General features: G+C 61.9%; 13 protein-coding genes. 10 read left to right on the forward strand and 3 right to left on the reverse strand.

From position 1 onward, the window contains the following. Positions 1 to 51 precede the first annotated feature (51 nt). The 6 genes from HU759_RS14840 to HU759_RS14865 all read left to right on the forward strand — a co-directional run bounded on the left by HU759_RS14840 (position 52) and on the right by HU759_RS14865 (position 12,344). Entirely contained in the window at positions 52 to 1,809 is a 1,758-nt protein-coding gene (locus tag HU759_RS14840) for a type I secretion system permease/ATPase (RefSeq protein WP_186616911.1), read from the forward strand. Further along, positions 1,806 to 3,119 carry an HlyD family type I secretion periplasmic adaptor subunit gene (locus tag HU759_RS14845; RefSeq protein ID WP_186616909.1) on the forward strand — a complete coding sequence of 438 codons (1,314 nt, stop codon included), beginning with the start codon at positions 1,806 to 1,808 and terminating at the stop codon, positions 3,117 to 3,119. The genes HU759_RS14840 and HU759_RS14845 overlap by 4 nt, the downstream gene beginning before the upstream one ends. A 2-nt stretch (positions 3,120 to 3,121) precedes the next feature. Continuing rightward, the gene (locus HU759_RS14850) at positions 3,122 to 4,456 is read left to right on the forward strand and encodes a TolC family outer membrane protein (RefSeq protein WP_017135593.1); all 1,335 of its coding nucleotides are present in this window, start codon (positions 3,122 to 3,124) and stop codon (positions 4,454 to 4,456) included. Positions 4,457 to 4,486: 30 nt separating this feature from the next. Then, positions 4,487 to 7,444: an autotransporter serine protease gene (locus tag HU759_RS14855; RefSeq protein WP_186616907.1), complete on the forward strand. Its 2,958-nt coding sequence runs from the start codon at positions 4,487 to 4,489 to the stop codon at positions 7,442 to 7,444. A 169-nt stretch (positions 7,445 to 7,613) separates the two neighbouring features. Beyond that, positions 7,614 to 10,721, forward strand: a complete 3,108-nt coding sequence (locus HU759_RS14860; protein ID WP_177033004.1) for an autotransporter serine protease — start codon at positions 7,614 to 7,616, stop codon at positions 10,719 to 10,721. A 192-nt stretch (positions 10,722 to 10,913) separates the two neighbouring features. Next, entirely contained in the window at positions 10,914 to 12,344 is a 1,431-nt protein-coding gene (locus HU759_RS14865) for a lipase (RefSeq protein WP_169985975.1), read from the forward strand. On the opposite strand, the gene HU759_RS14870 is transcribed toward HU759_RS14865, so the two are convergent. Then, on the reverse strand, positions 12,345 to 12,617 hold the full coding sequence (locus HU759_RS14870) for a hypothetical protein (protein ID WP_017135597.1): 273 nt from the start codon (positions 12,615 to 12,617) through the stop codon (positions 12,345 to 12,347). It abuts the gene before it with no gap. A 189-nt stretch (positions 12,618 to 12,806) separates the two neighbouring features. Here HU759_RS14870 and HU759_RS14875 point away from each other — a divergent pair, with 189 nt between their 5' ends. Beyond that, on the forward strand, positions 12,807 to 12,971 hold the full coding sequence (locus HU759_RS14875; RefSeq protein ID WP_164487936.1) for a hypothetical protein: 165 nt from the start codon (positions 12,807 to 12,809) through the stop codon (positions 12,969 to 12,971). Between the two features lie 127 nt (positions 12,972 to 13,098). On the opposite strand, the gene HU759_RS14880 is transcribed toward HU759_RS14875, so the two are convergent. Next, entirely contained in the window at positions 13,099 to 13,323 is a 225-nt protein-coding gene (locus HU759_RS14880) for a YgdI/YgdR family lipoprotein (protein WP_017135598.1), read from the reverse strand. Positions 13,324 to 13,510: 187 nt separating this feature from the next. Between HU759_RS14880 and HU759_RS14885 the strand changes: the two genes are divergently transcribed. Continuing rightward, on the forward strand, positions 13,511 to 15,154 hold the full coding sequence (locus tag HU759_RS14885) for a VRR-NUC domain-containing protein (protein WP_186616905.1): 1,644 nt from the start codon (positions 13,511 to 13,513) through the stop codon (positions 15,152 to 15,154). Next, a complete protein-coding gene (locus HU759_RS14890; RefSeq protein ID WP_170037160.1) occupies positions 15,151 to 17,412 on the forward strand; it encodes an ATP-dependent DNA helicase in 2,262 nt (753 codons plus the stop codon). Before HU759_RS14885 ends, HU759_RS14890 begins: the two co-directional genes overlap by 4 nt. A gap of 151 nt (positions 17,413 to 17,563) precedes the next feature. Here HU759_RS14890 and HU759_RS14895 read toward each other — a convergent pair whose 3' ends face one another. Beyond that, on the reverse strand, positions 17,564 to 18,874 hold the full coding sequence (locus HU759_RS14895; protein WP_170037163.1) for an MFS transporter: 1,311 nt from the start codon (positions 18,872 to 18,874) through the stop codon (positions 17,564 to 17,566). Positions 18,875 to 19,058: 184 nt separating this feature from the next. On the opposite strand from HU759_RS14895, the gene HU759_RS14900 reads away from it, so the two are divergent. Next, positions 19,059 to 20,165, forward strand: a complete 1,107-nt coding sequence (locus tag HU759_RS14900; RefSeq protein WP_169985981.1) for a sugar diacid recognition domain-containing protein — start codon at positions 19,059 to 19,061, stop codon at positions 20,163 to 20,165. Positions 20,166 to 20,179: the final 14 nt, after the last annotated feature.

The following is a 20,179-nucleotide window of genomic DNA, read 5'->3' on the forward strand; positions in this document are numbered from 1 at the left end:
AGGGCACGGGCAACTATTGCGCGTCATTGGCTTCGGGGAAGAACAGACACTATGGCGAAGTCCAATGTGGTTGCGCCCTTATTTAGGGCGCTGGGTGAATACAAGGGTATTTTGATCAGCATCGGCTGCTTTACCGCCTTGATTAACCTGTTGATGCTGGTGCCGTCGATTTACATGCTGCAAGTGTACGACCGTGTGTTGTCCTCCCAGAATGAAACCACCCTGGTGATGTTGACGCTGATGGTCGTGGGTTTCTTTGTCTTCATCGGCACGCTGGAAGTGCTGCGCAGTTTTGTCGTGATTCGCATCGGCAGCCAGTTGGAGCGGCGCTTCAACTTGCGCGTGTACAAAGCCGCGTTTGAACGCAACCTGCAACGCGGGCAGGGGCATGCCGGGCAATCGCTGGGCGATTTGACCGTGATTCGCCAATTCATCACCGGGCCTGCGTTGTTCGCGTTCTTCGATGCGCCGTGGTTTCCCATCTACCTGTTTGTGATTTTCCTGTTCAACGTGTGGCTGGGCGTGTTGGCCACGGCGGGCGCTGTGTTGTTGATCGCGCTGGCGTGCCTGAATGAATACCTGACCAAAAAACCACTGGGCGAGGCGGGTGTTTTTTCCCAACAATCAACCCAGCTGGCTACCAGCCACCTGCACAACGCCGAGACCATTCAGGCCATGGGCATGCTCGGCGCGTTGCGTAAACGCTGGTTCGCCGTGCATTCGCAGTTCCTCGGGTTTCAGAACCGGGCCAGCGACACCGGCTCGGTGATTACCTCGCTGAGCAAATCCCTGCGCCTGTGCCTGCAATCCTTGGTGCTGGGCCTGGGCGCCTTTTTGGTGATCAAGGGCGAGATGACCGCCGGGATGATGATCGCCGGGTCCATCCTGATGGGCCGTGTGCTTAGCCCTATCGACCAATTGATTGCGGTGTGGAAGCAGTGGAGTTCGGCCAAGCTGGCTTACCAACGCCTTGACGACCTGCTGCGTGAATTCCCACCCGAAGCCGAGCAAATGGCGTTGCCGGCGCCCAAGGGCCAGGTGAGTTTCGAACACGTCAGCGCCGGCCCGCCGGGGCGGCGTGTGGCGACCTTGCAACAGGTCAGTTTCAACCTCGGCGCCGGTGAAGTGCTGGGCGTGCTCGGTGCTTCGGGTTCGGGCAAATCGACCCTGGCCCGCGTGCTGGTTGGCGTGTGGCCAACCCTGGCCGGCACCGTGCGCCTGGACGGCGCGGATATCCATCGCTGGAACCGCGACGATCTCGGCCCGCATATCGGCTACTTGCCCCAGGACATCGAACTGTTCAGCGGCAGCATCGCCGACAACATTGCGCGCTTTTGTGATGCCGACCCGGAGCGGGTGGTGAAAGCCGCGCAACAGGCCGGTGTGCATGAGCTGATCCTGCGTCTGCCGCAAGGCTACGACACCGTGTTGGGCGACAACGGTGGCGGCCTCTCCGGCGGCCAGAAGCAGCGGGTAGCCCTGGCGCGTGCGCTGTATGGCGCGCCGCGTTTGATCGTGCTGGATGAACCCAACTCCAACCTCGACACCGTGGGCGAGGCCGCCCTGGCCAGTGCCATCGTGCAGATGAAAGCCCAGGGCAGCAGCGTGGTGCTGGTCACCCACCGCTCCTCGGCGTTGGCCCAGGCCGACAAGTTGCTGGTGCTCAGTGAAGGCCAATTGCAGGCCTTCGGCCCCAGCCAGGAAGTGCTGCGCGCGTTGTCGGGCCAGCAACAGCAGGAAGCGCCACGGGAAAAGGCCGGTGTGAGCCTTAGCCGTCAGTACCAGACCGGAAGGAATCCAGGCGCATGAGCAGCCTTACTGTAGAGCCCCGCTTTAAAGAACGTGATGCCGGTTTTTTCGTAAAGATGGGCTGGTGGTTGACGATTGTCGGCGCCGGTGGGTTTTTCCTTTGGGCCAGCCTCGCGCCCTTGGACCAGGGCATCCCGGTGCAAGGCACGGTGGTGGTCTCGGGCAAGCGCAAGGCCGTGCAAACCTTCAGCCCTGGGGTGGTCAGCCGGATCCTGGTGAAGGAGGGCGAGTTGGTCAAACAGGGCCAGCCGCTGTTTCGCCTCGACCAGACCCAGAACCAGGCCGACGTGCAGTCGCTGCAAGCCCAGTACCGCATGGCCTGGGCCAGCGTGGCACGCTGGCAGAGCGAGCGTGACAACCAAGCGGCGATTACCTTTCCCGCTGAGCTGAGCGCCAACCCCGACCCGGCCCTGGCCCTGGTGCTGGAAGGCCAACGCCAGCTGTTCAGCAGCCGCCGTGAAGCCTTTGCCCGTGAACAAGCCGGTATTCGCGCCAACATCGACGGTGCCACCTCGCAACTGAGCGGCATGCGCCGCGCCCGTACCGACCTGTCTGCCCAGGCGCAATCCCTGCGCGACCAACTGGCCAACCTGCAACCCCTGGCCGACAACGGCTATATCCCGCGCAACCGCTTGCTGGACTACCAGCGCCAACTGTCCCAGGTGCAACAGGACCTGGCGCAAAACACTGGCGAAAGTGGCCGCGTGGAGCAGGGCATTCTCGAATCACGCCTCAAATTGCAGCAGCACAGTGAGGAATATCAAAAAGAGGTGCGCAGCCAACTGGCCGACGCGCAACTGCGCAGCCTGACCCTGGAGCAGCAACTGACCTCGGCGGGCTTTGATTTGCAGCACAGCGAGATCAATGCGCCAGCCGATGGCATTGCAGTCAACCTCAGTGTGCACACCGAGGGCGCCGTGGTGCGCGCCGGTGAGACTCTGCTGGAGATCGTGCCACAAGGCACGCGGCTGGAAGTGGAAGGGCATTTGCCGGTGCACCTGGTCGACAAGGTGGGTACGCACTTACCCGTCGACATTCTGTTTACCGCCTTCAACCAGAGCCGCACCCCGCGTGTACCGGGCGAAGTCAGCCTGATCTCGGCCGACCAGATGCTCGATGAAAAGACCGGCCAGCCTTACTACGTGCTGCGCACCACGGTCAGCGAGGCTGCATTGGAAAAACTCCACGGCCTGGTGATCAAACCGGGCATGCCCGCCGAGATGTTTGTACGCACCGGCGAACGCTCCTTGCTCAACTACCTGTTCAAACCGCTGCTCGATCGCGCCGGTTCTGCGTTGACTGAGGAATGAGCATGCGCGTTGTGTTCATTTCGTTGATGTTGGTGTGCGGCGTTTCCCAGGCAGCCATGGGGCCGTTTGATGTGTACGAGCAGGCATTGCGTAACGATCCGGTGTTTCTGGGCGCCATCAAGGAACGCGACGCGGGCCTGGAAAACCGCACCATTGGCCGTGCCGGGCTGCTGCCGCGGCTGTCGTACAACTACAACAAGGGCCGCAACAACTCCGAGGCGCACCTGCCGGACGGGCGCGGCGGCAGTTATCGCGACGACCGCAACTACAACAGCTATGGCTCGACCTTCAGCTTGCAACAGCCGTTGTTCGACTACGAAGCCTATGCCAACTATCGCAAGGGCGTGGCCCAGGCGCTGTTCGCCGATGAAAGCTTTCGCGACAAGAGCCAGGCGCTGCTGGTGCGGGTGCTGAGCTATTACACCCAGGCGCTGTTTGCCCAGGACCAGATCGACATCGCCCGCGCCAAGAAAAAGGCCTACGAGCAGCAGTTCCAGCAGAACCAGCACCTGTTCCAACAGGGCGAAGGCACACGCACCGACATTCTCGAAGCCGAGTCGCGCTATGAGCTGGCTACCGCCGAAGAGATCCAGGCGCTGGACGAGCAGGACGCGTCGTTGCGCGAGCTGGGGGCGTTGATCGGCGTACAAAGCGTCGACATCCACGACCTGGCGCCGCTGAACCAGAGCTTTGCTGCCTTCACCCTGACCCCGGCCAACTACGACACCTGGCATGAACTGGCGCTGAGCAATAACCCCACGCTGGCGTCCCAGCGCCAGGCCGTGGAAGTCGCGCGTTATGAAGTGGAGCGCAACCGCGCCGGGCATTTGCCCAAGATCACCGCGTATGCCAGCTCGCGCAAACAGGAGTCCGACAGCGGCAACACCTACAACCAGCGCTACGACACCAACACCATCGGCGTTGAAGTCAGCCTGCCGCTGTATGCCGGTGGCGGGATCTCCGCCTCCACTCGCCAAGCCAGCCGCGGCATGGAGCAGGCCGAGTACGAACTGGAAGGCAAGACTCGCGAAACCCTGATCGAACTGCGCCGCCAGTTCAGTGCGTGCCTGTCGGGGGTGAGCAAATTGCGTGCGTACCAAAAGGCCCTGACCTCGGCCGAAGCGCTGGTGGTGTCGACCAAGCAAAGCATCCTCGGTGGCGAGCGGGTCAACCTCGACGCACTGAACGCCGAGCAGCAGCTGTACAGCACCCGTCGCGACCTGGCCCAGGCCCGCTACGACTACCTGATGGCCTGGACCAAATTGCACTACTACGCGGGCAACTTGCGCGACACCGACCTGGCGAAAGTCGATGAGGCTTTCGGCCCGGTGAAATGAGCATCCATAAGAAGAATAAGGAGGGGTTAGATGATCACCCATTCACCACGTTTCAAACCGTTTACCGCAGGCTCGTTACTCCTGTTGTCCGTTGCGGCACAGGCGGCCTATACCGAAAACGGCCAAGCGGGTAACCCCGGCAGTTGGCGCTCCGCCGAATTCCAGAGCGACTGGGGCCTGGGGCGCATGAAGGCGGATGAAGCCTATGCGGCCGGTATCACCGGCAACGGCGTCAAAGTCGGCGCGCTGGATTCGGGTTTTGACCCCAACCACCCTGAAGCTTCCAAAGACCGCTACCACGCTGTCACCGCCAGCGGCACCTACGTCGATGGCAAGCCGTTCAGCACCACCGGCGCACTCAACCCCAACAATGATTCCCACGGCACCCATGTCACCGGCACCATGGGCGCAGCCCGTGATGGCGTGGGCATGCACGGTGTGGCCTACAACGCGCAAATCTACGTGGGCAACACCAACGCCAACGACAGCTTCCTGTTTGGCCCGACCCCGGACTCCAAGTATTTCAAGGCGGTGTACACCGCGCTGGTGGATTCCGGCGTGCGCGCCATCAACAACAGCTGGGGCAGCCAGCCCAAGGATGTCAGCTACCAGACCCTCGGCGACCTGCACGCCGCCTATGCCCAGCATTACAACCAGGGCACCTGGCTGGATGCCGCGGCGGATGTGGCCAAGGCCGGGGTGATCAACGTGTTCAGCGCCGGCAACAGCGGGTATGCGAATGCCAGCGTGCGCTCGGCCTTGCCGTATTTCCAGCCGGAACTGGAAGGCCACTGGCTGGCGGTGTCCGGCCTGGATAAAGCCAATAACCAGAAATACAACAAATGCGGAATCGCCAAATATTGGTGCATCTCTACGCCTGGCGCGCTGATCAACAGCACCATTCCCGATGGCGGTTATGGGGTCAAGTCCGGCACCTCGATGTCGGCACCGCATGCCACCGGCGCGCTGGCGCTGGTGATGGAGCGCTACCCGTACATGACCAATGAGCAGGCGTTGCAGGTACTGTTGACCACTGCCACGCAACTCGATGGCTCTGTCACTCAAGCACCGAATACCATCGTCGGCTGGGGCGTGCCGGACCTTGGCCGAGCGATGCATGGCCCGGGGCAATTGCTTGGCAACATGAACGTCAACCTCGCGGCCGGGCAGGGCGATGTGTGGAGCAACGGCATCTCCGACCAAGCGTTGGTTCAACGCCAGGCCGAAGACCGCGCCGAGCACAGTGCCTGGCAGCAAACCCTGATCGACAAGGGTTGGCAGAACGGCGTGGGCGCGAATGCCAGCCAGCAGGACCAGACCGATTACGCCGTTGGCACTGCCCGTGATCAGGCCGCAGCCAACCGCGTGCATGAAGGCAGCCTGATCAAATCCGGCGCCGGCAGCCTGGTGCTCAGCGGCGACAGCACGTATCGCGGTGCGACCAGCGTCAATGGCGGCCTGTTGGCAGTCAACGGTTCGCTGACCTCGGCGGTGACCGTCAACAACAGCGGCACCCTCGGCGGCTCCGGGCGCATCGGCGCCTTGAGCGTCAACAGCGGCGGCACCGTGGCACCGGGTAATTCGGTAGGCACCTTACAGGTGGCCGGTGATGTGAACCTGGGCGCAGGCTCCACCTATGCGGTGGAACTCACGCCCACCAGCAGCGACCGCATCGTCGCAGGCGGCAAAGCCGTGCTGGGCGGCGGCACCGTGACCCTGGCGCTGGAAAACAGCCCCACACTGCTCAGCCAGAGCCAAGTGCAAAGCCTGATCGGCCGCCAGTACACCATCCTCCAGGCGGCGGGTGGCGTTCAGGGCCAGTTTGGCCAGGTGCTGCCGAACTACCTGTTCCTCGGCGGCACCCTCGATTACGCCGCCAACGGCGTGCAGTTGGATGTGGGGCGCAACAACGCGGCGTTCGCCAGCGTTGCCGCCACGCGCAACCAGCGCAGTGTCGCGGCGGCGGCCGAGCAGTTGGGCGCCGGCAACCCGGTGTATGAAAGCCTGTTGCAGTCGGACTCGGTGGCCACGGCCCGCCAGGGCTTGCAGCAACTGTCGGGTGAGATCTACCCGGCGATTGGCGCGATGCTGATCAACGACAGCCTGCAGCTGCGCGATGCTGTAGGTGAGCGCCTGCGCCATGTGCCGGTGAACGGCGAAAGCAACCTGTGGCTCAAGGCCCTTGGCGCCTGGGGCAAGACCGACAGCCGCAGCGAAACGGCAGGCTCGACCACCTCGATTGGCGGTTTGCTCGCTGGTGTGGACGGCGCGCTGGATGAACAGACCCGCGTGGGTGTGGTTGCCGGCTACAGCGACAGTTCGCTGAACATGGGCAGTGGCACGCACTCGTCGGCGTCCATCGACAGTTACCACTTCGGCGCGTATGCCGGGCGTGAACTGGGCGACTGGCGCGTCAGCGTGGGTGGTGCCTACAGCTGGCATCGCGGCGACGTAAAGCGTGACCTGCAGTACGGCGAAGTCAGCGGCAAGCAAAAGACCAAGCTGGATGCGCGCACGGCGCAGTTGTTCACTGAAGCTGCGTACCGCATTCACCTGCAACCGCTGGCGCTGGAGCCGTTCGCCAACCTGGCCTATGTACACCTGGACAGTGATTCCTTTCATGAAAAAGGCGCTGCGGCGGCGCTGGAACGTGGCAGCGATCGGCGCGATGCGGTGCTCAGCACCCTCGGTGTGCGGGCCTTGAAAACCCTGCCTCTGAATGACCATCAGCAGCTGGAACTGTCCGGTTCGCTGGGCTGGCAGCACAGCCTGACGGCGGTTGAATCCGAAGAACACTTGGCGTTTGTCGCCGGCGGGCCGTCCTTTGCCGTGCGCAGTTCGCCGTTGTTGCGCGATGCCGCGCTGGTCGGTGTGCAGGCCAGCCTGGCGCTGAGCAAGGCCACGCGGGTCAACCTGGATTACAACGGCCAGTTGGGTGGGCGTGCGAACACCCAAGGCGTGGGGCTGAGCCTGAACTGGCAGTTCTAAACACGCCGCAGCGATGATCGTTCCCACGCTTTGCGTGGGAATGCCTCTTGTGACGCTCTGCGTCACGCTTTGGACGCAGAGCGTCCTGGGCTGCATTCCCACGCGGAGCGTGGGAACGATCAGGTTGGATTTCCAAAAAAGTGCAATAAGAAAACTAAGGAAGGTCACCGTGAACAAACGCAAACCAGGGTTAAATACCGCCACTCACACAGGCCCGGGCTACCCGCTCAAGGCTTTGAGCTGCGTGCCATACGGCGCGTTGCTGTGCTGCCTGGCAAGTCTGGGGACCGCCCAGGCCGCACCCTATGTGGAAACCGGCAAACTGGGCGATACCGCCAGTTGGCGCAGCAACGAGTTCAAGGCCGATTGGGGGCTGGGCGCCATCCATTCAGACACTGCGTATGCCGCCGGCTACACCGGCAAAGGCGTCAAGCTGGGCATCTTTGACCAGCCGGTGTATGCGCAGCACCCGGAGTTCGCCAGCCCCAACAAGGTGGTGACGATTGTCACCGAGGGCATCCGCCAATACACCGACCCGTATATCCCGGTGAAGGCCGGCGATGCGTTCCGCTATGACGGCACGCCGTCCAAGGACTCCAACGGCAAGCTGGGTAACCACGGCACCCACGTCGGCGGGATTGCCGCCGGTAACCGTGACGGCGGGCCGATGCATGGCGTGGCGTTCAATGCGCAGATCCTCAGCGCCGAAAACGGCGACCCAGGCCCGGAAGACGGGATCATCCTCGGCAACGACGGCGCGGTGTACAAGGCCGGTTGGGATGGGCTGGTGGCCAGCGGCGCACGCATCATCAACAACAGCTGGGGCATCGGCATTGGCGATCAATACGCCAAGGGCGGCCGCGATCCGGCGTACCCCAACTTCACGGTCAATGAAGCCCAGGCGCAGTTCAACAACATCCGGCCGATCCTCGGCACGCTTGCCGGCGGCGCCTACCAAGGCGCAATCGATGCCGCCCGCAGCGGCGTGCTGACCATCTTTGCCGCCGGTAACGACTACAACCGCAACAACCCGGACGCGATGTCGGGTCTTGCGTACTTTGTGCCGGAAATTGCACCGAACTGGCTGTCGGTAGCCGCCTTGCAGCAAAACCCGGACACCGCGAGTGCCAACCCGTATGTGATCAGCACCTTCTCGTCACGTTGCGGTTATGCGGCGAGCTTCTGTGTGTCGGCACCCGGTACCAAAATTTTCAGCTCGATCATCAACGGCACCGACCTGAGCAACCTGACCACCGACTGGGCCAACAAAAACGGCACCTCCATGGCTGCGCCCCATGTGGCCGGCGCAGCGGCGGTGCTGATGGAGCGCTTCCCGTACATGAGCGGCGAGCAGGTCGCCACCGTGCTCAAAACCACCGCCACCGACCTTGGCGCGCCGGGCATCGACGCGCTGTATGGCTGGGGCATGATCAACCTGGGCAAAGCAGTCAACGGGCCAGGGATGTTCGTGACCGCTGAGGATATTCCTGCTGAGTTCCGTATCGACGGCGCCTATGGTAGCAGCCAGTTTGTCGCCGACCTGCCAGGCATTGGTGCGGTGGTGGATGCCGGTAAACCGACCCAGCGTCTGTGCACCGACGTGCATTGCGGCCTGGATGTGTGGAGCAATGACATTTCCGGCCATGGCGGCCTGACCAAGCAGGGCATCGGTACGCTGGTGCTGAGCGGCACCAACACCTACAGCGGGCCGACCCTGGTCAACCAGGGCTTGCTGGCGATTAATGGTTCGGTCACTTCCGACGTCACCGTCAGCCAGGCCGGCGTGCTCGGTGGCTCGGGCCGTATCGGCTCGCTGACTGCCAAAAGCGGCGGCACCGTGGCGCCGGGCAACTCCATCGGCACCTTGAATGTGGCAGGCAATGTCACCTTTGATGCGGGTTCGACCTACGCGGTTGAGCTGTCGCCCACCAGCAGCGACCGCATTGTGGCCGGCGGCACCGCCACACTCAATGGCGGTACCGTGACCCTGGCCCTGGAGAACAGCCCGACGCTGCTAACCAACGCCCAGGCGCAAAGCCTGATTGGCCGCCAGTACAACATCCTGCAAGCCGCAGGCGGTATTACCGGCAGCTTCGGCGCGGTGCTGCCGAATTACCTGTTTATCGGCGGCACGCTGAACTATGCCGCCAACGGCGTGCAACTGGACGTGGCACGCACCAACAGCTTCGCCAGTGTGGCGGTCACGCCGAACCAGCGTGCGGTCGCGGCGGCGGCGGACCAATTGGGCGCCGGCAATGCGGTGTATGAAAGCCTGTTGCTGGCGCCCAATGCGGCCTCGGCCCAAGGCGCGTTCCAGCAGCTCTCCGGCGAAATCTACCCGGCACTGCAAAGTGCGTTAATCAACGACAGCCGTTACGTGCGCGAAGCCGTTGGCGAACGCCTGCGCAATGGCGAGATGGGCGCCAGCAGCGAAACCATCGACAGCCGTGGCAACGTGTGGGTCAAGGCCTTGGGCGCGTGGGGCAAGACCGACAGCCGCAGCGACACCGCGGGCTACACCACGTCGCTGGGCGGCATGCTCGCCGGTGTGGATGGCGCACTGGATGACTCGACGCGTATCGGTTTGGTCGCTGGCTACAGTGACACCTCCTTGAACATGGGCAACGACACCCATTCCCGTGCCTCGGTCGACAGCTACCACTTCGGTGCCTATGCCGGGCATGAAATCGGTGCCTTGCGCCTGAGCGGTGGGGCGACCTACAGCTGGCATCGCGCCGATGTGAAGCGTGACCTGCAATACGGTGATGTGGCCGGCAAGCAGAAGGTCAAAGTGGACGCGAGCAGCACCCAGGTGTTTGGTGAGGCGGCTTACCGCGTCAACCTGCAACCGCTGGCCCTGGAGCCATTCGCCAACCTGGCCTATGTGCATCTGGACACTGATGGGTTCACCGAAAAGGGTGACGCCGCCGCGCTCAAAGGCCATGACGACACCCGCGATGTGGTGCTGAGCACCCTGGGCGTGCGCGCCTTGAAGACCTTTAACGTGAACGATCACCAGCAACTGGAAGTGTCCGGCACCCTGGGCTGGCAGCACAACCTGAGCAGCACCGATTCCGAGCAGCACCTGGCGTTCGCTTCGGGCGGCCCTGCGTTCGCAGTGGAAAGTGCGCCGATGGTGCGCGACGCCGCGTTGGTCGGTGCGCGGGTCAGCCTGGCGCTGAGCAAGGATGCGCGGGTCAATTTTGATTACAACGGCCTGTTGGCCAGCAAGGACAAGGTCCACGGGGTGGGGTTGAGCCTCGACTGGGCGTTCTAAAAGGCTTCACACCTTGTATGAGGTTGGGCTTATGTGGGAGCCGGGCTTGCCCGCGATGCAGACACCTCGGTCGGTCAGTTGTACCGAGGTGAGGCTATCGCAGGCAAGCCAGCTCCCACATAGGCTCACTCACCACGAGGGCCACACGTGTTTTCGCTTTCTCTACAAATCCAACAACAGAGAGGCACTACCATGGGTATCTTTGACTATAAAAACCTCGGCACCGAGGGCTCCAAAACACTGTTCGCCGATGCCATGGCGATCACGCTGTATTCCTACCACAACCTGGACAACGGCTTTGCCGTGGGTTACCAGCACAACGGCCTGGGGCTTGGCTTGCCGGCCACGCTGGTGGGGGCGTTGCTGGGCAGTACTAATTCGCAAGGGGTGATCCCGGGGATTCCCTGGAACCCCGACTCGGAAAAGGCCGCGCTTGAGGCGGTGCAAAAAGCCGGCTGGACGCCTATAAGCGCCAGTGACCTGGGCTATGGCGGCAAGGTCGATGCGCGCGGCACCTTCTTTGGCGAAAAAGCCGGTTACACCACCGCCCAGGTCGAGGTGCTGGGCAAGTACGATGACGCCGGCAAACTGCTCGAAATCGGCATCGGCTTTCGTGGCACGTCGGGGCCACGGGAAAGCTTGATCACAGATTCCATCGGCGACGTGATCAGCGACCTGCTGGCGGCCTTCGGCCCCAAGGATTATGCAAAGAACTATGCGGGCGAAGCCTTTGGCGGCTTGCTCAAGAATGTCGCCGACTATGCCGGCGCCCATGGCCTGAGCGGCAAGGACGTGGTGGTCAGCGGCCACAGCCTGGGCGGGCTGGCGGTCAACAGCATGGCAGATTTAAGCAACAACAAATGGTCGGGGTTCTACAAGGACGCCAACTACGTGGCCTATGCCTCACCGACCCAGAGCGCGGGCGATAAAGTGCTCAATATCGGCTACGAAAACGACCCGGTGTTCCGCGCGCTCGACGGCTCATCCTTCAACCTGTCGTCCCTGGGCGTGCACGACAAACCCCACGAGTCGACCACCGACAATATCGTCAGCTTCAACGACCACTACGCCTCGACGTTGTGGAATATCCTGCCGTTTTCGATCGTCAACCTGCCGACCTGGGTCTCACATTTGCCCACCGGTTATGGCGACGGCATGACGCGCATCCTCGAGTCCGGCTTTTACGACCAGATGACCCGCGACTCCACAGTGATTGTCGCCAACCTGTCCGACCCGGCACGGGCCACTACCTGGGTGCAGGACCTTAACCGCAATGCCGAACCGCACAAGGGCAACACCTTCATTATCGGCAGCCACGGCAATGACCTGATCCAGGGCGGCAAGGGCGCAGACTTTATCGAAGGTGGCAAAGGCAATGACACAATCCGCGACAACAGCGGGCATAACACCTTCCTGTTCAGCGGCCATTTTGGCAATGATCGGGTGATTGGCTACCAAACCACGGACAAGCTGGTGTTCCAGAATGTGGAGGGCAGCACCGACCTGCGTGACCATGCCAAAGTGGTCGGCGCAGACACGGTGCTGACCTTTGGCGCCGACTCGGTGACCCTGGTCGGCGTCGGGCACGGCGGCCTGTGGGCGGATGGCGTCAGCATCGGCTGATCAGTGCCAGTGTTGCCCCCGCCAGCCACCGCCCCAATACGGCCGGTGGGGGTAGCCGTAGCCATAGCTGTAAACATGATGTGGGTAGTAATAAGGCCGTGGGGCGTAACCCCAATGCCCGTAATAAACCGGCGGCGGCGGGGGAGCAACCACGATGACCCGCGGCGGCTGACGAATGATGATGGTATCGGCAAACGCCGGCGCGCTGGCCAGCGCCGCCAGGCTCAGGGGGATGAGTAACAGCGCGCGTACCGTCCGGGACATGAGTGCCATGGCCGTCTTTCTCCGTTCTACCGTCTTCGAAGATGAAGGCGGCTTATCGGTTGAACGCCGGGTTGGCGAAAATCCTTCGGTAAATAAATCTTCACCGACCAGCGGCGCAACGCTGCGACGGGTCCGGCAGGCCTCACGCGTTTAATCACTACCCGCGAGCTGTTTCGCGCGTCATGTGAGGAACCGAACATGTCCCGACTTCGATTGCTGCTGTGCGCCTTGGTGCTACTGGGCTTGGGCGGGTGCGCGGTGTACCCGGCCTATCCTGGCCCATGCTGCTACCGGCCGTACTACCACTCGTATTACTACCATCCCTACTATCACCCGTATTACCACCCGTACTACCGGTACTGATCGTTCCCATGCTCTGCGTCACGCTTTGGGACGCGAAGCGTCCTGGGCTGCATTCCCACGCGGAGCGTGGGAACGATCAAACAAAAAGCCCCGCATTGCGGGGCTTTTTATGTTCAGGCGATTGCTTTCACTTTTCGCTGCGTACCGTCGCAACGTCATCAGCCTTGATGCGGATGTGCTTGCCGGCGATGTCGGTGAATTCATAGAACCCATCGGCTGTCTTGGTCTTGGGGGTGTCCTTGGTCAAATACTGCGTGCCATTTTGCAATGTCACTACGGTTTGCGTGGAGCAACCGGCCATTAGCAGAAAAGTGAGTGCAACCAGCGGCAGACCCAAATTCTTCATGTTCATTACCCTTACCTTTAACCCTGAAAAGTCCCGCGCCTAAGGCTTCGGGCCACAAATGTTACGCCATCAACTGTCCTATCTGATCACTTTTATACAAAAAGTTGCGTGGGCCATTTATCTATTACTGATTGCAACAGCCCGCCGCTGGCGGCACTCTGTATGCATAACCAGTATTTGATCAGTGCGCGACATGGCCAATCCCCTCGACGATCCCTTGTATTACCTGCATAACTTCCGCCAAGTCCTGCTGTGGCTGGGGCAGCGTTATGCCGATTTGCTCGACCCGGATGAAATGCAGTTTATTCAGCAATTTGACAGGTTGCCGCAGCCGTCCCAGGCGTTATTGGTGCGCATGGTGATGCGCAAGGGCGCGCATTTTCGTGCGAGTAAACTCAATTACCTCGAAATTGGCTGCACCCACACGGCGGCGCTTGCACTGGTGCAGCAGGGCTGGGTGGATCAGCAGAGCCAACTGGGTTTTGATGAGCTGTTCGCACTGCTGCAAAAAGGCGAAATCCTCGCCGCCTTCGCGCCGTGGATTGACCAGCCCAAAGGCAAGAAGGCCGACTGGCTGGAAGGGCTGGCGGCGCAGTTCACTGAGTCACGCAGCTTTGCCCAGTGGTGCCCCGAACTGAGCGACACGCTCTACAGCCTCACCGTGATGGACCTGTGCGACCGCCTGCGGCTGATGTTCTTCGGCAACCTGCACCAGGACTGGTCGGAGTTCGTGCTGGCTGACCTGGGCATCTACACCTACGAAAAAGTCGAGTTCTGCGCCGAATCCCGTGGCCTGCGCAGCCGTGACGATGTGCACGGTTTTCTGTTCCTGCACCAATGCCAGCAGGCCTTCGAAGCCGGCCAGGCGTTGGACGAGGTACTGGCGCAGATCGTGCTGCTTGCCACCGATAACCCGTGGCTGGAAAAACGTCGGGCCAAGTTACTGTTCCAGATCGGCCACTATTGCGAACGCAGTGCCGAGCTGGAATTGGCGGCGCAGATCTACCGTGATTGCACCTATCCCGGCGCGCGCTCGCGGTTGATTCGCGTGCTCGAACGCCAGGAGGATTACGCTCAAGCCATGGCCCTGGCGTGCGCGGCGCAGCAAGCACCGCAAAGCGCTGCCGAACAGCAACACCTGCTGCGCGTGCTGCCACGCCTGCGGCGCAAGCTCGGTGAACCGGCGCTGCCCAAGGTCAAGCCACGTGAGGTCTCGCGCCTGGACCTGGCGCTGGTGCAGGCGCCGCTGATGTCGGTGGAATCCTGCGTGCAGGCGCACCTGAGCGCGCCCGATGCGCCGGTGCATTACGTCGAAAACGGGCTGATCAATTCGCTGTTCGGGCTGTTGTGCTGGGAGGCGATTTTCGCGCCGCTGCCAGGGTCGTTTTTCCACCCGTTCCAGCGCGGGCCGGTGGACCTGCACAGCGAAGACTTTCATCAACGTCGGGCTGTGTTGTTCGCCGCGTGCTTCGAACAGCTTACGGATGAGCGTTACAAAACCACCATCCGCCAGCGCTACGTGGACAAATGGGGCATCCAGTCGCCGTTCGTGTTCTGGAACCTGCTCAGCGAAGAGTTGCTGGAGCAAGCCCTGACGTGCCTGCCGGCCGAACACCTGCGTTACTGGTTTGAACGCCTGCTGCTGGATATCCGCGCCAACCGCGCCGGCATGCCGGACCTGATCCAGTTCTGGCCGGCGCAAAAGACCTACCGCATGATCGAAGTCAAAGGCCCTGGTGACCGACTGCAGGACAACCAACTGCGCTGGCTGGAGTTCTGCGGCGAATACCAGATGCCGGTGACTGTCTGTTATGTGCGCTGGGCGCAAACCGCTTGAGCTATAGCGTTGCGGTGCGTGCGCTGTGCGAGTTCACGGCCAAGGTCGGCGACCTGGACCTGCGCTTTACGCCATCGCCCAGCGCCCAGGAAGGCATTATCGGCCATCGCACGGTGGCCTCACGACGCAGTGCCCATTACCAGAATGAAGTGGCCCTGGAAGGCGAATACCAGCAGCTCAAAGTGCGGGGCAGGGCAGACGGCTACGATCCGGACAGCAATCGCCTGGAAGAAGTCAAAACCTATCGCGGCGACCTCGACGCGCAACCCGCCAACCATCGCCAATTGCATTGGGCGCAGGTCAAGGTGTACGGCTGGCTGATGTGCCACAAACTCGGCCTGCAAGAGATCGACCTGGCGTTGGTGTACTTCGATATTGTTGGCGAAGGTGAAACCTTGCTGAACCAGCGCTTTCAAGCGGCCGACCTTGAGCAGTTCTTTAACCAGCAATGTGCGCTGTTCCTCGGCTGGGCACGCCAGGAAATGCAGCACCGCGCGGCGCGCAACGACGCCGCGCGGGCGCTGGCGTTTCCCCATGCGCAGTTTCGCACCGGCCAGCGTGCGTTGGCCGAGTCGGTCTACAAGGCCGTCAGCACGGGCCGCTGCCTGATGGCCCAGGCGCCTACCGGCATTGGCAAGACCGTCGGCACGATCTTCCCGCTGCTCAAGGCGTTGGCGCCGCAGCAGCTGGACAAGGTGTTCTTCCTCACCGCCAAGACGCCCGGGCGCAAGTTGGCCCTCGACGCCGCGCACGTGCTCTACACCAGCAGCCCCGATTTGCCGCTGCGCGTGCTCGAACTGGTGGCGCGTGACAAGGCCTGCGAGCACCTGGACAAAGCCTGTCACGGTGATTCCTGCCCGTTGGCCAAGGGCTTTTATGATCGCTTGCCGGCGGCACGCGTGGCGGCGTCCAAGGTGCGCCTGTTGGACCAGCGCAACCTGCGCGAGGTGGCGTTGGCCCATGACGTCTGCCCGTATTACCTGAGCCAGGAAATGGCGCGCTGGGCCGACCTGGTGGTCGCCGACTACAACTACTATTTCGACTTCGGCGCCATGCTGTTCGGCCTGGCCCAGTTGAACCAATGGCGCGCCGCCGTGCTGGTGGACGAAGCCCACAACCTGGTGGAGCGCGCCCGCTCGATGTACAGCGCCAGCCTTGATCAGTACAGCCTCAAGACCCTGCGCGACAGCGCGCCTGAGCCGTTGAAAAAACCTTTGCAGCGCCTGAACCGCGAATGGAATGCCGTGCACAAGGACCAAGTCGCACCGTACCAGGCCTACGCCAGCAAACCCGACAAGCTGTTGCAGGCCTTAAGCCTGTGCACCAGCGCCATGGGCGATTACTTCAACGACCACCCCGAGGCCCTCAGCGGCGACCTGCAAACCTTCTATTTCGAGGCGTTGCAGTTTGCCAAGGTGGCGGAGCTGTTCAATGAACACTTCATCTTCGATATCAGCCAGCGCCAGTTCGGCAAGCGCAGCGCCTCGACCCTGTGCCTGCGCAACGTGGTGCCCGCCGAATTCATCCGCCCCAGGCTGACCGCCGCCCGCAGCAGCGTGCTGTTCTCCGCCACCCTGAGCCCGCGCCACTATTACGCCGACTTGCTCGGATTGCCTGCCGATACTGCGTGGGTCGATGTGGAATCACCGTTCCAGGCCGAGCAACTGCAGGTGCGCATCGTCGATGCGATCTCCACGCGTTTTGTGCATCGCCAAGCCTCCTTGGCGCCGATTGTCGAGCTGATTGCCGAGCAATTTGCCACGCAACCGGGCAACTACCTGGCGTTTTTCTCAAGTTTTGATTACCTGCAACAAGTGGCGCAGTTGATGGCCGAGCGGCACCCGCAGATTGTGCTGTGGTTGCAGTCACGCGGCATGGCCGAAGCCGAACGCCAAGGGTTTCTGGACCAGTTCACCCAGCACAGCCGGGGCATTGGCTTTGCCGTGCTGGGTGGCGCGTTTGGCGAAGGCATCGATTTGCCCGGCACGCGCTTGATTGGCGCTTTTATCGCCACACTGGGCTTGCCGCAACTGAACCCGGTCAACGAGCAAATGAAAGCGCGCATGGGCGCGATTTTCGGCGCGGGCTATGACTACACCTATTTGTATCCGGGTATCCAGAAGGTCGTACAGGCGGCGGGACGGGTGATCCGCAGCCAGCAGGACCAAGGCGTGGTGATGTTGATCGATGACCGCTTTGGCGAAGCCCGTGTGCGGCAGTTGTTGCCGCGCTGGTGGGCGGTTGGGCGAGGCGCATAACTGGTATTGGGGTAACCGCGGCGTAGAGTTGCGCCATCACCCCAATAACGGTTATGCCTCCCACTCTTGCGATAGAGCAGCCCAGCCGAGGCCAAGACTTACCTAGATACCCACGCGCATCCCAGGCAAGCCAGCCCTCAAAGAGACCGCGTTATGCCTTCAAGGTACGGGTCATGCGCAACGCCAACACACTGCCGGCCACAATCACCGCCGCCAGCAGGTACAGCGCCATGTCCGTGGACCCGGTGGCATCCTTCACAAAGCCGACGATATACGGGCTCAAGAACCCTGCCATCTGCCCCATGGAGTTGATCAGCGCCAGGCCGCCAGCCGCTGCACCCGCGCTGAGCAGGGCAGTGGGTACTGGCCAGAACATCGGCAGGCCGGTAAGGGCACCCATGGTGGCGATGGTCAGGCCGAGAATCGCAAGCGCCGGGGTGGTGGCGAAGTTCACCGCAATCACCAAGCCAATCGCACCCATCAACATCGGCACCACCAAGTGCCAGCGACGTTCCTTGCGCAAGTCGGCGGAGCGGCCCACCAACAGCATGAACACGGCGGCCAGCAGGTACGGAATCGCACTCAGCCAGCCAATCACCAGGTTATCGCTGAAGCCCAGGTTCTTGATGATGGATGGCAGCCAGAAGTTGATGGCGTACACGCCGCTCTGGATACAGAAGTAGATCAGGCCGAACGCCCAGATCGCCGGGTTCTTGAACACTTCGCCGAGCGAATCGGTGGTGGTTTTCGGTTTGTTGGCCAAGTCCGTCGCCTGATCGGCTTCCAGCACTGCACGTTCATGGGGCGTGAGCCACTTGGCGTTGGCAAAGCTGTCGCTGAGCAGGAAGTAGGCGAGGGCGCCCAGGATCACCGTGGGAATGCCTTGCAGCAGGAACATCCACTGCCAGCCCGCAAGGCCGCCTTGGCCGGCGGCGAAGTGGTTGAGGATCCAGCCGGAAAATGGGCTGCCCAGCAGGCCGGACACCGGAATTGCCGACATGAACAACGCCATGATCCGCCCACGGCGAAAGGTCGGGAACCACTGCGAGAGGTACAGCACCACGCCGGGGAAGAACCCGGCTTCTGCGGCACCGGTCAACAGGCGCAAGCCGTAGAAGTGGCTGGGAGTGGTGACGAACAGCAGGCAGGTGGAAAGCGTGCCCCAGACGATCATCATCAGTGCAATCCAGCGCCGAGGGCCGAACCTGGTCAGCGCCAGGTTGCTCGGTACACCACACAGCACGTAGCCGATAAAGAAGATCCCGGCCCCCAGGCCGTACACGGTCTCGCTGAATTTCAACGCATCGAGCATCTGCAACTTGGCAAAGCCAACGTTCACCCGGTCCAGGTAGTTGAACAAGTAGCAGATAAAAATGAAGGGGATCAGGCGCAGGGTAATGCGCTTGTAGATGGCGTTTTTATCGTCATCGGTGGCCAGTGTGGCAGCGGCGCTCTGTGACATGGCAGTCTCTCTTTATTATGATTTTTCGCGATGCGAGGGTAACGTTGATCGCCCAAAGAGTCTCGGCCACCTTGCTGGGTGCTGTCTTTGTGCCCGCGCACAGTCAAGCAGGCTTTGCGCTGTGCCTCTGAACAACAGCATGAACACCCCATGAACAACCGCGCCTTTCAAGGAACTTAGCCTCATGTTCGAGCTCGATCATGACCTGGCGCAGGATATCGTCAATCGCACCATGGCGATCCTGCCCTATAACGTCAACGTCATGGACAGCCAGGGGCTGATTCTGGGCAGTGGCGAGCCGGAGCGAATCAACACTCGCCATGAAGGCGCGCAGTTAGTGCTGGCCAATGGTCGCGTAGTGGAAATCGACGGCCAGACCGCCAAACACCTGAAGGGCGTGCAGCCCGGTATCAACTTGCCGTTGATGCACGACCAGCGCCTGATCGGCGTGCTGGGCATTACCGGCGAGCCGGCGTTGCTGCGCACCTACGCGCAACTGGTGCGCATGACCGCCGAAATGCTGGTGAGCCATCGCCATCAGCAAGCCGAGCAGCAATGGCGGCGCCAACGCTGTGATGACCTGCTGGCCTTGCTGCTGGCCGACAGCGGTAACTCGCCGCGCCTGGTGGATGAAGCCCAGCAGTTGGGGCTCAAGCCTCAGCTGGCCCGCACGCCCTACCTGTTCGAGTTGGGCGCAGGGCAATCGGCGGAGGCATTAAGTGCCTGGCTGACCAGCCGTTACCCGGACAGCTGGTGCGTGAGTTCCGCACAATTCTCGTTGTTGTGGTGCCGGCCTGCGTTGGCTCAAGTGGATAACCCAAGGCTGCTGGAAAAGCTTCAGGGGCTGGGCTGGAATATCTTGCGGGTCGCCGTCGGCGGGCAGGCCGATGGCCTCGCCGGGCTGCGTCGTTGTTACCGGCGTGTGGGGGATCTACTGGCCTATGGTCGCGATATCCTGCCGCAATCGCAGCTGTTGACCCTCAATCGCTACCGCCTGCCGGTGATGCTCTGGCGTCATCGCAACGACGATGCCTTGGACGAACTGCTCAACCCCTTGCGCAAAGTCCTGGCCAAGGACACCAACGGCCAACTGTTGGCTACTTTGCGCAGTTGGTGTGAACACGATGGCCAAAGCCAGGCCTGTGCCGACGCCCTGGGCATTCATCGCAACAGCCTGCGTTACCGCATGGAACGCATTGCCGAACTCAGCGGCGTCGACCCGCTGACCCTTGACGGCATGCTCGCGCTGTACCTTGGCGTGCAGCTATTGCCCCAGGCTTTGTCGCAATGAACAACAAACCTCAC

The organism is Pseudomonas sp. OE 28.3 (assembly GCF_014268205.2).
In the GTDB taxonomy this organism is placed as follows: domain Bacteria; phylum Pseudomonadota; class Gammaproteobacteria; order Pseudomonadales; family Pseudomonadaceae; genus Aquipseudomonas; species Aquipseudomonas edaphica.

Excerpts from the sequence above, each read along its gene's own strand:
- HU759_RS14885 (WP_186616905.1), top strand. The coding sequence starts at position 13,511 with ATGGCCAATCCCCTCGACGATCCCTTGTATTACCTGCATAACTTCCGC.
- HU759_RS14845 (WP_186616909.1), top strand. The coding sequence starts at position 1,806 with ATGAGCAGCCTTACTGTAGAGCCCCGCTTTAAAGAACGTGATGCCGGT.
- HU759_RS14865 (WP_169985975.1), top strand. The coding sequence starts at position 10,914 with ATGGGTATCTTTGACTATAAAAACCTCGGCACCGAGGGCTCCAAAACA.
- HU759_RS14850 (WP_017135593.1), top strand. The coding sequence starts at position 3,122 with ATGCGCGTTGTGTTCATTTCGTTGATGTTGGTGTGCGGCGTTTCCCAG.
- HU759_RS14880 (WP_017135598.1), bottom strand. The coding sequence starts at position 13,323 with ATGAACATGAAGAATTTGGGTCTGCCGCTGGTTGCACTCACTTTTCTG.
- HU759_RS14875 (WP_164487936.1), top strand. The coding sequence starts at position 12,807 with ATGTCCCGACTTCGATTGCTGCTGTGCGCCTTGGTGCTACTGGGCTTG.
- HU759_RS14900 (WP_169985981.1), top strand. The coding sequence starts at position 19,059 with ATGTTCGAGCTCGATCATGACCTGGCGCAGGATATCGTCAATCGCACC.
- HU759_RS14855 (WP_186616907.1), top strand. The coding sequence starts at position 4,487 with ATGATCACCCATTCACCACGTTTCAAACCGTTTACCGCAGGCTCGTTA.
- HU759_RS14870 (WP_017135597.1), bottom strand. The coding sequence starts at position 12,617 with ATGGCACTCATGTCCCGGACGGTACGCGCGCTGTTACTCATCCCCCTG.
- HU759_RS14895 (WP_170037163.1), bottom strand. The coding sequence starts at position 18,874 with ATGTCACAGAGCGCCGCTGCCACACTGGCCACCGATGACGATAAAAAC.
- HU759_RS14840 (WP_186616911.1), top strand. The coding sequence starts at position 52 with ATGGCGAAGTCCAATGTGGTTGCGCCCTTATTTAGGGCGCTGGGTGAA.